The sequence below is a fragment of the Veillonella sp. CHU594 genome (genome assembly GCF_003992265.1).
In the GTDB taxonomy this organism is placed as follows: Bacteria; Bacillota; Negativicutes; order Veillonellales; family Veillonellaceae; genus F0422.
In genome coordinates, this window is record NZ_RQVB01000006.1 from 104030 (window position 1) to 119649 (window position 15620).

Genomic DNA, 15620 nt, shown 5'->3' on the forward strand with positions numbered 1-15620 from the left:
TCTTATAAATTATTAAGGCTATACAATCTATAATCTGTCAATTGTAGTATAACAGCACAAAAGCCATACCCCTCTGGTTTCCCAGATAGGGTATGGCTTTTACTATGTTCTTATGAAGTTATTGTACTAGGTTACTCACTTTGTCAAAAAGCTGTTCTGCTTCTTTGATACGCTGTTCGCTACCCATGACTACGATATGGTTGTCTTGTAGTACTTTTTCAATGACATCTGCTAATCCACGTAAGTCTTCTACTGTTGTTTCCAAGACTTGTTGACGGAAAGCCGTCATATTTGCTTCATTGGTGTTCCCAAAGTATAAACTCATAGCGCGAGCTCCTTGTAGGAATGGTGTATTAGATACATCCAGTCCACTCATAGTACCAATGATATATTTACGCATTTCTCGTGGAGATAAATCTAATTCACGTAAATACGTCGGCAATCCATCGTACACTTGTAATGTATTTTCCAAGTTTGGATCACGGTAGGAACAGAATACCATATTACCATTATTATGGAAGTTAGCAAAGGCTCCATACGCTCCACCTTGTACACGAATCAAGTTCCACAGATAATCGTAGCGTAACATAGTTTCTAGGACGCTCATGGTACCTGTATGTGTACCACCATGATCACGGAAGTTACCACCTTTTGCCACATATTGTACCTTACCAGATGTAGCTAAGCCTTCATTCACATAGGATTGAGTCATCTCTAGCTGTGCTTCCCAACTATCATCACTTAAAACAGTAGTGATATCATCTAGATGTGCTAAGAAAGTTTCTAGTTCTTCAGTAGTACCTACAAAAGATACTTCCAAGTTATCTTTACGGAATAAACGCTGTTGTACTTTCATCAATTGTTCTGTCACACCAGCTAGTAATGTTTCATTGTCTAAGACTTCGACTAAACGGCGGAAATAGCCTAATGTATCTTGGTCTCTAAATTTACCAATTTTCGATACTTTCGCCATAAGCAAGTTAGTAACAATCGTATTACCACGGCGGAATGCTTCTGTATCCCAGATGGCCTTTCCTTCTTTTAATAATTCTACAAGACGTTCTTGACTATCAAACTTTGTACGTCCTATAATCTCTCCAAGTAGAGATGTTAAATGACCAATGTTGGATGCTAACGCCTTACTACGAACAACTGCTAATGGTACAAATGCATCACGTTCATTATGGATAGAAACTGGCAATACATCCATGGTATAGCCGCCTAAATGTAGATTTATTTCTTTTGCTATCTCTGCATAGGTAAAATATTCTGTATCTAGTCGTCCTAATACATCTGACAATAGCTCTGCATAGAATAATTCATCTTCTCGTAAGGATTCCATATTAAAGTACAAGCTAACATAGTTAATGCCACGAGCTGGTACATCAATGTGATGCACACGAATACCTTTATGGTCAATTTCACGACGTGGTGTTACTTCTACTACAGGAGAAATATCAGACAATTCTAATAAAGGAATTGTTGCCAGCGCTTCTTCAGAATCTACGGCTTGTTGCATTTCTTTTAATTTCGCTGTTTGATCAATAATATGGGCAATTTCTTCTTCACTCATATTTGATTTAATAGCCGCTAGTTTAGCAGTCTCTTCTTGTTCTTTTTTCTCTTGCAAACCTTTTTCTGGATACAGAGAAACTAAGCCTTTATGCGTGTTATCTAAAATATAGGTACGCAATAAGTTTTCATAGAAATCGGTAGATAATCCTTCACGAAGTGCTTTCAATACTGATTCATATTGTAACAATTCAATAGGATCTTTATCATATAACCAATTATCCATCACTCGTAAGCCGTACGCAAGACCAATTGGACGCCCTCCAAAATCAGCTTCCCGCAAAATGAACTCAATACGATTTAAGGATGCCTCTAACAATTCCTTATCTAAACCTGCATCGACTAATTGGCGTAATGTATTTTCCACCACTTCTTGCAACTGTGCTTGCTTTTCAATTTCTGAGCCGGTGACACTAATTTCAAACAATGGCTGACGAATCCCATCCATGTAAGCGCCACTTACATCACTACCAATATTTGCTTTCACTAAAGCTTCTTTCAACGGTGCTGAGCCAGATGTAAATAAGGCATGATTCAACACTTCAAAGGCTAAGCTTTGGGTAAATGACATCTCTGGGAATACATAGGTTAAGGAATGAATGGCTTTGCCCTTATCACTTTCATCATTACCAATACCATATGGGAAAGATGCCACCACTGGTTCAGATAAAGGAGCTTGCATAGCAATGCTAGAATCTACGTCAATAGCCTGGAAGTTTGACAAATATTCCCCATCGATAAATGCTAAAGTTTCTTCAATATTCATATCTCCATATAAATAGATATAGCTATTGGACGGATGGTAATAAGAATCGTAGAAGGCTTTAAAGTTTTCATAGGTCAAATCTGTAATATTGTCAGGATATCCACCAGAATCATGCCCATAGGTAGTATCAGGATATAACAATTTCATCTTGTGATGATCTAATTGAGAGTCAGGTGAGGAATAAACCCCTTTCATCTCGTTATAGACAACGCCTTTATAGGTCAATGGATCTTCTGGAGATTCCAATTCATAATGCCATCCCTCTTGCATAACGATCATCGGATCCTTAGCTACACGAGGATAGAATACGGCATCCAAATAGACATCCATCAAATTATGAAAGTCTGCATCATTCTTACTTGCCACTGGATACACTGTTTTATCAGAGTATGTCATAGCATTTAAGAATGTGTTCAAAGAACCTTTTACTAGTTCAACAAAGGGCTCTTTTAAAGGAAATTTGCGAGAACCACACAGCACAGAATGTTCCAGAATATGAGCTACCCCTGTGCTATCATGAGGGGGTGTACGGAATGCTATATGAAATACTTTATTTGTATCTTCCGTATCTATGTATAACAAACGAGCACCAGATTGCTCATGCTTAAGCATGTAGGCTGTGCCATTCACCTCTTGAACAGGTTCAATTCGCTCTACACGAAAGCCTGCATAGACTGTCTCTAACTTCATAATACCTCTTTTCTATCTACTAAACATGCAACGGCCATCCCTAGTAAACTAGTTCTGACCGTTGTTATATATGTGTATAACATTTTGTCATAATTCTAACTAATTATATCATGTTCTCACTGAGAATCATAATACAAACAAATGGATAAGACCGGCAAAAATCCAAATGACAGTTCCCCATTTATACGCTTTCCTACCAATCCCAAAAGCAATGCCATGACTCATATTATATCGTGTCACTCCATAAGGAATCAGAATATACAATAACCAAGCAAGAATCATGTAGGAAAATTCTAAGCCATACCGTACATGCGCTGCCAACAAACCTACGATAAAAATAGTATCCCAAATCCAACGATCATACACATTTTTAGGTACTTGTTGCCCTTCTAAAATAGGGCGCAAATGAGATAGCGATACAATTTCTAATACTTGCACTAATGCCATACCTAATGCAATAGCACAAATAGTTTGTACAATGGTGACTCCATCAATTCCTAACAATGTAATATTCCCAGTCACACCATACACAGCAACAACAATCATACCCAACAATTGTAATGCTTTTGTAACTTCTTCTTTTTGCTGTTCCTTCACCGTCGATTGTTCATAAAACATACGTTGAAAGGGTGTAGAAATTCGATTCAATACTAAAGCTACAAAAATTGCCATCATAGAAACCATGTTATACCTCCCCTAAAAATACAGTTAATAATCGATTTAACTCAATTTGGTCATAGGTACCCATCAACTCACGTGCGGAATGCATGGCCAACAGTGGTAAACCTACATCCATGGTTCGCATCACTAATTGCGCTGAAGAAATAGAGCCTACTGTAGATCCGCCTGGAATATCCGATCGATTCACATAAATTTGATGCTTAATGCCATGGGTCTCACATAAATCGGTCACAATCGCTTGTGCCACCGCATCTCCCGCATAGGATTGGGAGCTAGCTATTTTTAAAACTACGCCACCATTCAAAGTTGGATAGTTAGTAATATCATTTTTCTCGCCATAATTAGGATGATATCCATGAGCCACATCAGAAGAAATCATGAACCCTTTTGCAATATCCACTTCACAGGCTTCTTCTGAGAATCCCAAAGCACGGTACACACGGCGTACTACATTTGGTAACAACAAGGAGGCTCCTCCTTGTTTTGTACGACTTCCCACCTCTTCGTGGTCAAATAGGAATGCCATACGAATCCCTGTAACCTGTTGTTTTTTGGCACTTACAATTCCTTGTAAGCAAGCATAACAGGATGTAAGATTATCTAATCGTGGTGCACTGATATATTCCGCATCAAAGCCAACGGTTTCCACTGTATCCGTATTATACACGGTCAACTCATAGGATAAAATATCTGCTGGTTCACAGCCAATTTCTTCGGCTAATAAGGCTTTTAATAAAGTTTTGTCGTCTTCGTACTCCGTGCCAAGGCCACGCATTAAAATGAGTGGTAACATCTCTTTTTGCTTGTTAAATACAGCCTTTTCATTAACTTGTCGATTCATATGAATCGCTAAGCTAGGGATAGTAGCCACCGGCTTTGCTATATCTACGTAATGTGTCTCTAGGTCTAACCCTTTTCCTTTTGTCACTACCACACCAGCCAGAGAAAGAGGTCGATCGAACCAAGTATATTGAATTAATCCACCATAACTTTCTACATTCAGCTTACCATACCCTTTGTCCGTAATCATGGCATTAGGCTTCACCCGGAATCCAGGAAAGTCTGTATGAGCAGAGGCAATCCGTAATGTCTCTCTTGGATGTTCTCCAATATGGACTGCCACTAAAGTAGTACCATATACATCAATGACATAATCCCCTGCCACCAAATTCCATTCTTCGTCCATCGATAAAGGTGTAAAGCCTTGTTCCTCTAAGCGACGATAAGACTCCTCCACCGTATGATACGGTGAGGTGGAGCTTTCAATATAATCAAAAAAGTCAGCATACATAGTTGCGACTTTATTCTGTTCACACATAGTTCCTCCTATGAAAAATACCATAGGTACAACGTACACTATGGTATTGTCCACGCTTACTCTGGTAAGCCTACTGATTCTAAATTTGTTGTTGTTATGGTTTCAATCTCACCGACATCACACAACTCTGCTACTTTAGGATCAATTGGTAGTCGGCCTAGTAACAATAAATTGTATTTTTTCAATACTTCATCAATATGACTTTCACCGAAGATTTTATAATCTTTTCCATTATCTGGGCAATGGAAATAAGCAAAGTTTTCCACTACACCAATAATAGGTACTTGCATCATATCCGCCATTTTTACAGCTTTTTCCACAATCATAGATACTAAATCTTGAGGGGATGTAACCACGATAATACCGTCCAATGGTAAGGATTGGAATACTGTCATGGCTACGTCTCCTGTTCCTGGAGGCATATCCACGAACAAGTAATCTACATCGCCCCATACTGTATCGGAGAAGAATTGTTTTACCACATTACCTACCACAGGACCTCTCCAAAGGACTGGATCCGATTCATCATCTAATAGCAAATTCACAGACATCACTTTCACGCCATTTTTAGACACGATAGGATACATCAATTTACCATCATCGCTACGCACTTTGTCTTTCAAACCAAATACTTTTGGAATGGATGGACCTGTAATATCTCCATCAAGAATCCCTACAGATTTACCTTTACGAGATTGACTCACCGCCATCAAGCTTGTGACTAAAGATTTACCAACACCGCCCTTACCGGATACAATGCCGATGACCTTTTTCACATGACTTCTATCATTTGTTTTTACTGTCAAATCTACTGGTTGTTGCGTACCGCATCCGCTAGAAGATGCGCAACCGCCGCAACCACCGTTATCTCCACATGCCATTATAAACCTTCTTTCTATATGTCTGAAAGTCCTTAGAACTTTCTTTACCAATATAAGTACTGCCATTCACACCTGTGAATGCATGGTATATCCTATATATCTATAGGTATATTCTTATTATATCATAGGATATAAAAATTTTGTAACACTCTCATATAAGATAAGCGCAACATAGTTATAAGTAACCAAAACAATTACCTTATATATGTTGCGCTCGTAATTCATCTTTATAAAATACATGTGCAGTGGAAATACTTAGTCCCCACAATACTCACGTGTCAATTCTCCAATAATTTGCATGCCTTTGCGGATGTCTTCAAGAGATGGCACAGTATAGCTTAAACGGAAGTGTTGTCCATAGGGAACGCCATCAGCAGCAAAAGCTCCACTTTTCACAATGCCGACTTTTCGCGCAATGGCCTCTTCAAAGAAAGCGTCACAGTCCACATGGTCTGGCAAAGTCATCCATATAAACATTCCTCCCGTAGGTTCTGTTAAATGTACTTTAGAACTACCGTATTGACGAAATGTATCTAACATAACATGGCATTTTTCTTGATACACCTTACATACCTTTTGGATTTGCTCATCATAATCGATATGTTCTAGCAAATGGCTTACTACACGTTGTGTGACTAATGGCATTTGACCATCACAATTATTCTTCATCACTTGGATAGCTTGGATTACTTCACTTGGACCATACAAAAAACCAACTCGCAATCCTGCAGAAATCGTTTTAGAATAGGACCCTGCATATAGCACACGATTATCCGTATCCATTTCTTTGAAAGTAGGCACTCGCTCACCGCCAAAGCGAATTTCTCCATACGGATCATCTTCGTAAATGAACAAATCATAAGCTTTTGCAATTTCATAAATCGCTTTTCTTCGTCCTAAAGGCATAGTAATACCTGTAGGGTTTTGAAAGTTAGGAATCAGATAGATATATTTACCTTTTCCAGATTTTGCCGCTTTTTCTAGGGCTTCTGGAATCATACCATCCTCATCGGTAGGAATACCTACCGCTTTGGCTCCCACACTACGTACCGCATTAATCGCACTGGTGAAAGTATAGGCATCCATGTACACTTCATCGCCCGCATCACATACTGTACGAGGTACTAGCCCTAAATCTTGGCCTGCCCCGATGGATAATAACAACTGTTGGTTTTTGGTAGGCATGTGATGCACATGTACCAAACGATGCAATGTTTGCTCTGCTAACTTTGCATCTCCTTGCATAGGACCATATTGTAAAATCTCTAATGGATTCGTATGTACAATGTGGTCAAAGGCAGATTGAATTTCCGCTACTGGCACCACTTCACCAGCTGGATTTCCTATCCCAAAACTAATGAACCCAGAAATCCCTGCGCCCCGTTCAAACACATCTCGAATGAAATTAGGTCCTTTACTAATAGACCGTTCTGGCAATACAAATGCCATAAGAATCACTCCTTTTATATTTCTTATTTATTTCAATACTATAGCTATACAATCATATAACATCAAATATATAATAAAAAAACTATGTATAGGATACACGGATATAACTGATAGTTACACATATCCCTCTCAGATATGATAAACAGGAGCAACAGAGTTGCTCCTGTTTTTGCATGTTATATACTATAGCCTACATCATAATTTACACCATAACTTGGCATATATCTGACATACTGAGACAATATAAATCGTATCATCTAGTTTGCTACATGCGCTTGTTCTTCGATAGTTAACAAGCAATCGCCACTTTCAATACGGCTACCTTCACGAACATGGATGACACCTACCACACCAGATACTGGCGCTGTAATAGTAGTCTCCATCTTCATCGCTTCTGTCACTACAAGGGCATCACCTTTTTTAACAGCTTGACCCACTTGTGCCACAATTTTCACTACAGATCCGGATAAAGTAGCACCTACCTCACCTGGTTTTGTTGGATCCACTTTATGACGCACCACGCCTGTTGTTTTAATATGTTTATCATGAATTTTAATCGTTCTAGGTTGACCGTTTAATTCAAACAACACATGACGTGTACCATCTTCATCAGCTTCACTCATTTGAATGTATTTAATCACCAATGTTTTACCTTTTTCGATAGTCACTTCTACGCTTTCACCGCGTTTCATACCAAAGAAGAAGGTTGGTGTGTCAAGTACACTCACATCAGAATAGTCATGTTTGAACGTGCTATAATCAGCAAATACCTTGGAATATAAGCAGTGAGCAATCACATCTTCATCTGTAGTACCTGCTCCTTTCTCTGCTAGTTCTTTACGAACCGCTTCAAAGTCAACTGATGGCAACATAGCACCAGGGCGACCATCCAATGGTTTTTCACCTTTTAAGACAATTTGTTGTAACCGTTCAGGGAATCCCAAATATGGAGTACCAATGTAGCCTTTGAAGAATTCCACCACAGATTGTGGGAAGTCCAATGTATCCCCTTTGTCGTAGATATCTTGTTCTGTCAAATTATTTTGAACCATGAACAAAGTCATATCGCCAACAATTTTAGAAGATGGCGTTACTTTGATGATATCACCAAATAGCATACTCACTTCATGATACACACGTTTAATGTCTTCCCAACGCTCTCCAAGACCCACACTTTTCGCTTGTTGTTGTAAGTTTGAATACTGTCCACCAGGCATTTCATGTTGGTATACCGTTGTATTTGGATACGAAGATGTATGATCTACTCCTTTGTAGTATGGACGAATAGAACCAAAGTAGTTGGATGCTTCTTCCATATAGGCTACATTCATAGTTGGTTGACGATCATGTCCAGTCAAGCCATAGTACATAGAGCTCATGCTAGGTTGACTTGTACCATTGGCAAAAGCAGAATATGCTAAGTCGATAATATCTACTCCTGCATCTACCGCACGACCATAGGAGTATATAGCATTGCCAGAACCTTCATGGGTATGTAAGTGAATTGGTAAGTCTACGGCATCTTTTAATGCGCTTACTAAGTTATACGCTGCTTGAGGTTTTAATAAACCAGCCATATCTTTGATAGCTAAAATATTAGCCCCTGCTGCTGCCAGTTCTTTACCCATATTGACATAATATGCCAAGTTATATTTATCACGGCGAGGATCTAATATATCTCCTGTGTAGCATAAAGCCACTTCTGCTACTTTACCTTGATTACGAACTTCATCGATGGCTACTTTCATATTATCTAAGCTATTTAAGCTGTCAAAGATGCGGAATACATCGATACCATTTTTACCAGCCAATCGGATAAATTCACGCACCACATTGTCCGCATAGCTTGTGTATCCTACGGCATTAGAGCCACGAAGTAACATTTGTAACAAGATGTTTGGCACTTGTTCACGGAACATGCGCAACCGTTCCCATGGATCTTCATGCAAGAAACGATACGCCACATCAAACGTTGCACCGCCCCAACATTCTAAGGAGAACAAATTAGGCAATCCCTTCGCAACACGACCGGCCACACGAGCCATGTCTGCGGTACGCAAACGAGTCGCAAACAAGGATTGATGCGCATCACGCCATGTGGTATCTGTAAACAATACTTTTGGTTGTTCTTGAATCCATTTAGAGAATTTTTCTGGTCCTAATTCATCTAATTTTTGTTTTGTCCCCGCTGCTGGTACTCCTTGTAGGTTTGAAGGCATGATAATTGGATCAAATGTCGGTACTTCTTCTTTGTGTCCATTGTAACCATTGACAGTTACATCAGCGATGTAGCGAAGTAGTTTTGTACCTCTATCTTTATCTTTTTTCAAGTTGAACAGTTCTGGATGTTCGTCGATGAAATGAACATTGTAATCTCCAGATTGGAACACTTCATGTTCTAATACATTCACCAAGAAGTGCACATTCGTTTTTACACCACGAATACGGAACTCCCGCAAGCAACGCAACATTTTACGGATAGCTTCTTCTGTGGACAACGCCCAAGATGTAGCTTTTACTAGCAAGGAATCATAATATGGTGTAATAACTGCACCGGTAAAAGCATTACCACCATCTAAACGAATACCAAAACCACCAGAGCTACGGTACGTAATTAATTTACCTGTATCTGGCATAAAATTATTGTTTGGATCTTCTGTAGTAATACGACATTGGATAGCTACCCCTTCACAACGGATATTTTCTTGTGCAGGAATTGCCACTGCTTCACTGTGTAAATCGTGACCTTCGGCAATGCGAATTTGCGTATGTACAATATCGATACCTGTGATCATTTCTGTCACTGTATGTTCTACTTGGATACGAGGGTTGACTTCAATGAAATAGAAGTTTCCATCTGCGGTTACCAAGAATTCTACCGTACCAGCGCTGACATAGTTCACATGTTTCATGATTTTCACAGCGGCTGCACAAATACGGTCACGCAAATCACGGGATAAGGCAAAGGCTGGCGCCACTTCTACTACTTTTTGATGTCGACGTTGGATAGAACAATCCCGTTCATGTAAATGTACGATATTGCCATGTTCATCACCGATAATTTGGACTTCGATATGTTTTGGCTCTACAATTAATTTTTCTACGTACACATCATCATCGCCAAAAGCCATTTTTGCTTCAGATTTTGCACGATCATAAGCATCGCGAAGTTCTTCATATTTTGTTACTTCACGCATACCACGACCACCACCGCCATTCACGGCTTTGATCATCAATGGATAGCCATATTTCTCAGCAAATGCTTCTAATTCTGCAAAGTCTTTCAACGGACCATCACTGCCAGGAATCATCGGTATATCTGCTTTTTTGGCTTGAATACGAGCATTTACTTTGTCACCGAACATCACTAAATGTTCTACTTTAGGACCGATGAACGTAATCCCTTCTTCTTCACAACGTTGTGCAAAATGTGCATTTTCAGATAAGAAGCCATACCCTGGATGGATCGCATCTACGTCATGTTCCTTCGCAATACGAATAATATCTTCAATATCTAAGTATGCATCTACAGGTTTTTTACCTTCCCCTACTAAATAAGATTCATCTGCTTGATTGCGATGTAATGAAAGTGCATCTTCGTTAGAATAAATAGCTACCGTACGGATTCCCATTTCGTTACACGCACGAAGCACACGAATGGCGATTTCACCACGGTTTGCTACTAATAGCGAACGTATTTGTTTCATTATAAACCCTCCTCAACTTTATCTATTTCAGACCTAACACCTTATGGAATAGACATTTGTATACCTCATTATACCCCTAAATGTTGAAATTAGCTAGATATAAACAGTGGTTATCCAAAATACTAATATACGTTATACTTCATTCCCCAAGAATGTATCTTAGAACCTCATCTTTAAAAGCCTTATCTGGACACCCTGAAGGATGATCTCCCACTCTACTAATTAAACCCTTACCTCTATACTGTATGTCGATCACTGCACTTTGATGTTCTCTAGTAAAGGTCACTCGCAATCGAAACTGAAGATTTTGCATCTCTGTAATAGCAATGTGCGTTAGTTCCATCTTTTTCTCTAATCTCTGCATATATTCTTTCAAGAAATATTCGTATTCAGGAGGATATATAAAGGTTTCCACTACACTGATTTGTTTCGTACTAAAACTACACGAAGAACTAGGTTCTATACCATTACTTTCATGGACTATAGATGGATTCACAACCTTATGTTGTGCCATTACATCTCTTCCTTTTATCGTTTTTATTCGTTGGAATAGTTCGTTCGGAATACACGCATCGATTTTTTTAAAATTAGAAATCTTATGTTTTCCCGTGTAATACACTGTTAGACGACCCTCTTGTTGTTCTGTTTGTATGGTGAGAATCACATGGTACGCATGGTCAGTCACATCTGTAATCGTACAAGGAATATCTCCTGCAACACTTAATACATGTTGAACAATCTGCTTTGCCGCCATACTCATACTATTCCAGTCGCATGTCACGCATCTTCGTAGTTCATCCTCTGTAACCACTGTGGTTTTATGCTTACCAATAGTACTATCAATCATGCCTTCACCCATAAATTCGTTTGTGGGTCTTTGGGTAGGCGTATTAGAATTAGTAATTACGGTATTCGGTATAGGTGCATCTATTCTTGTAGGTATACTTTTATCCATACTACTCTGTGTATAGAGTCGTATTCCTCCATCCATGGCGAGATTTCTAGGCATGTCCACTAAATACAACTGGTTCGAGCTTCGTGTAACACCCGTATAAAACCATTAGAATGTCTCCCGATTTCTAAACCCACGTTTTAAATTACAATCTAAAAATACCGTATCCCACTCACTACCTTGAGATTTATGACAGGTGATAGCATAACCGTATTTTACTTGCAAGGCATTGACGTATTTATCCGACAAGAGTAACTCGGTAATTTTTTGATGTCGCGCTCGTTTACTTTTCTTGCTCGCCTTGGCAATCTCGTCACTATGGCGTATCATAAAATCTTTATATAGAGCTTTCCGCTCAATTTTCGTTAAACCTTTTTCTTTTGAAAGTAATACGGTTTCTAAAAGTAACAGGCTATGTGACTTATCCCCAAATGAAACTATAACATCTCTAAAGAGCAACTGAACTTCTTCTTCTCCCATTTTAACCTTACGAACAATACGATTCCCAACTTGTTCTACCCTAGCAAAGTCGCCATTTAGCAAATAATCATCACCTATGCTAGTATTCATTATAATCATCAACCGATCACCTGCTGTAATCTCTTGGTGTTGTGGAAATAATTGCTCTCGAATCAAACGATTATATATGTCTACGGTAGCATTGGAATAGGCTATTGCTACAACCTTGTCTAACCCCTTTTTCTTCACAGCATCCATATAATTAGAAATAAATTGTCCATGCGGGATTTTTTTTACATCTTGTGAGTGCTCTTCTATCAGCAATTCATTAAACCGTTGCTGCTTTAATTTTTTCCGTATATACGTAGCCACCTGTAAGATACCACTATCTTGTTTTTGTCTGACAACCGATTGCAAGGCATATATCTGAATTTTATCTATCCCTTCTAAATAAGGACATTCTTTATAAATATCGTCTACAGTGAGGGCCGGAGAGTGGTTCATGCCCACTGGTGGCAACTGATACATATCTCCAATAAAAATTACTTTTCGTGTATTTTCTTTAAAACTAGGTTTAATATACTCCAATAGATCATGCAATAGTTTACCAGATCCAAACTTTAACGTTTCATTATCTACTTCTATATTTCCTATTAAGGAACTTTCATCCACAATATACACTTTAGAAATATCATCTTCATTAAACTTTAAACGGAAATGAAGTACCCAATCGGACTCACCCACAACTTGAGCCTTTAAAAAATTATTCTCCACATTGCGCTCTTTGTTTTCTACTTCTACTACCTCATGAAAGTTATAAATTTCAGAATGAATGGTAGATGCAGCATAACCACTTTTTGTAGTTAAAACTTTAGCAGCCTTACCTGTTGGAGCTATTAAAGAAACCTGTCTTTCCTTGGCAAATAAATACTTAGCCACACCTTGCATCAAAAACGTTTTACCAGAACCTGCACAGCCTTGTAAGATGAAAACACTCTTTGAGTCATCATTTAAAAATTTAGAAATAGATCGTACGAATCCTAACTGATCTTCATTTAGTACATAACCTGTATACTCTCTTAATAAAGCCTTATATTCTACTTCTTCATTATAAATTGCTACATCCATAATACTCCTCTAATCTCTCAATGACTGTTAACGCACCCTTCCAGCGTTTTGCCTCAATAGAGTCCACTAATCTTGAAATCTTACTTATAATATCTTTGCTAGAAATACAACTTACCCCTTCGCTTGCATGATTAATCGTATTTCTCAGATCTTTAATTTCATGATACTCCATTATAAACTGCAATGATTCCTCTTTTGTAAGGTCGGTATAGGCCGCACCTTGCTTCAACATTCCATAATAGAGTAACCCTTTGTCAAAGCTTTGTCGCATATATTCATCTTCTGCAACTTGAGATACTATATCTTGTTCCATAGGAAGAGGAAACTCTTGCAACATTGCTACTTCTGAAAAAGACATAAAAATGCACTGCAACATACCTCCGACTGTTCTGCTCTGATTATACAAAAACCGACTATATGTCGGACATTGTGGTAGTTTCTCTTGCTTTTTATGAATGTTTTTCAAATATGAATTGATTTCAGTAAATGCTTCACTAAATACAGTGATATCTTTTATATGGCATATCTCTTTCAATAATCGTTGTCCAAACCTAGATGGAGTTCTTTTTTTCTCTACTAATCTATCTAACAATCGCTTTGCCTCTATACATTGATATATCAATTTGTATATCTTAGATTCTTCAATATCTAATCCCTGTAATAATTCATCTATATCCCGTTTTGATTTTACATTACCTATATTAGTACGCAAAAATTTAATGACATTCTGAGGCACAGATAAGTCTATTTTATGCTTATACTCTTTAGAAAATTTATTTGGTAATGTAGAATCTTTTTTCGTATAAGACATGACAAAAGACTCTTCATAACTTCGCTTTAACTTTCTAACATCATTTTGTAACAATCCTTTAATAGATTCTAAATGTTTATGATAATAGATGTGTGTATCAAATAAAATACTTGCCAACCATTCTGTACTTAATGTCAAAGCCTGTTGAAGTAGTCCCTTATCTATACACCAACGAATAATCGACAGTTTTAGCTTCATATCATCATTAACATTACTTAGTAAAGTCGTATATTCCTTTTCAACTGTATTGATAGTATATTTAAATGCTTCTTCTTTTACAGACATATACGAAGCTTGTTTAAATGTCTCTATGGCATCTCGCAATACTTTAATAGCTTTTACCATTTCAAAAGGAATACATAAACCAACCGCAATGGAAAAGGCTTTCATAGCGTCTATCAATTCCATGCATTCTTTACTCATTGTCACTACACCGCTCGTTTCTTTTTCAAAATAAGCTTGCAAAGAACGAGTACTACCGTAATTAGCAAATTCTTCCATACCAGAAATCAAAGTGTTGATATCAAATAGCTCACTGGCATTTTCTACAATCTGTTTTGCCATATCCGAATATAAAATATACCCTACTTCTATATCTGAATGTTTCAATAAATATAATAGAGAACTTAATAGCTGAGTAACTGTACGTAATCCCCCCGTCATATCAAAGTGGATCATTGCATCTTTGTCAGCACAATGTTCCTTACGAAGTTTAATCGCCAATTCTAGTAGAGTATTCATATTCATATCAACAGTTTGATTTTCATCATAATCAATTTCTTCAAATTGATCCTCAGACATCCCAATTTCGCCAATAAGACGTCGTTTAAACACATCAATATGAGACCAATTACATTCTTTACCTTGATAGAAGAAATATTTTGCTTCTTTAACTTTTTTACTAGCTAATATATAAATTTTAGAAATCGATTCTTCTTGTTCTTTCAATCTAGCTTGGATATATCGTACAGCTGATTCATTGGTTTGAATACAATCTACTTCTTGCCCATCGATAATATTTGTATATTGCTTGTGCACAAAATTATCTTGCGCTTCAGAGCTTTTATCTTGAGTCCAAATCGGACTGAGAAATAGAACCACAGAGTGCTTCATAGATAGTTTCCTTTCTTAAAGACTATACTTGCTAAAAGGCTATAAGCAGAACAAGAAAATCTGCTTATAGCCCTAATAAAGATGCATTAAAGA

Annotated in this window: 9 protein-coding genes; all 9 read right to left on the reverse strand. The window is 37.9% G+C overall.

Annotation, left to right across the window (positions count from 1 at the left end; translation table 11 throughout):
• Positions 1–118: 118 nt before the first annotated feature.
• Positions 119–3028: an insulinase family protein gene (locus tag EO111_RS05230; protein ID WP_127010927.1), complete on the reverse strand. Its 2910-nt coding sequence runs from the start codon at positions 3026–3028 to the stop codon at positions 119–121.
• Between the two features lie 126 nt (positions 3029–3154).
• Positions 3155–3712 carry a hypothetical protein gene (locus EO111_RS05235; protein ID WP_127010928.1) on the reverse strand — a complete coding sequence of 186 codons (558 nt, stop codon included), beginning with the start codon at positions 3710–3712 and terminating at the stop codon, positions 3155–3157.
• Position 3713: 1 nt separating this feature from the next.
• Positions 3714–5027, reverse strand: coding sequence for a M18 family aminopeptidase (locus tag EO111_RS05240; RefSeq protein WP_127010929.1), 1314 nt, complete (start codon positions 5025–5027; stop codon positions 3714–3716).
• A 56-nt stretch (positions 5028–5083) separates the two neighbouring features.
• On the reverse strand, positions 5084–5908 hold the full coding sequence (locus tag EO111_RS05245; protein WP_127010930.1) for an Mrp/NBP35 family ATP-binding protein: 825 nt from the start codon (positions 5906–5908) through the stop codon (positions 5084–5086).
• Between the two features lie 255 nt (positions 5909–6163).
• Entirely contained in the window at positions 6164–7357 is a 1194-nt protein-coding gene (locus EO111_RS05250) for a PLP-dependent aminotransferase family protein (protein WP_126941225.1), read from the reverse strand.
• 257 nt (positions 7358–7614) lie between these two features.
• Entirely contained in the window at positions 7615–11064 is a 3450-nt protein-coding gene (locus tag EO111_RS05255; protein WP_127010931.1) for a pyruvate carboxylase, read from the reverse strand.
• Between the two features lie 139 nt (positions 11065–11203).
• Positions 11204–11911 (reverse strand): hypothetical protein, encoded by a 708-nt coding sequence (locus EO111_RS05260; RefSeq protein ID WP_164727609.1) that lies wholly within the window; start codon positions 11909–11911, stop codon positions 11204–11206.
• A gap of 213 nt (positions 11912–12124) precedes the next feature.
• Positions 12125–13603, reverse strand: a complete 1479-nt coding sequence (locus EO111_RS05265; protein ID WP_127010946.1) for an ATP-dependent RecD-like DNA helicase — start codon at positions 13601–13603, stop codon at positions 12125–12127.
• The gene (locus EO111_RS05270) at positions 13584–15527 is read right to left on the reverse strand and encodes a TM1812 family CRISPR-associated protein (RefSeq protein WP_127010933.1); all 1944 of its coding nucleotides are present in this window, start codon (positions 15525–15527) and stop codon (positions 13584–13586) included. Before EO111_RS05270 ends, EO111_RS05265 begins: the two co-directional genes overlap by 20 nt.
• Between the last annotated feature and the right edge of the window lie 93 nt (positions 15528–15620).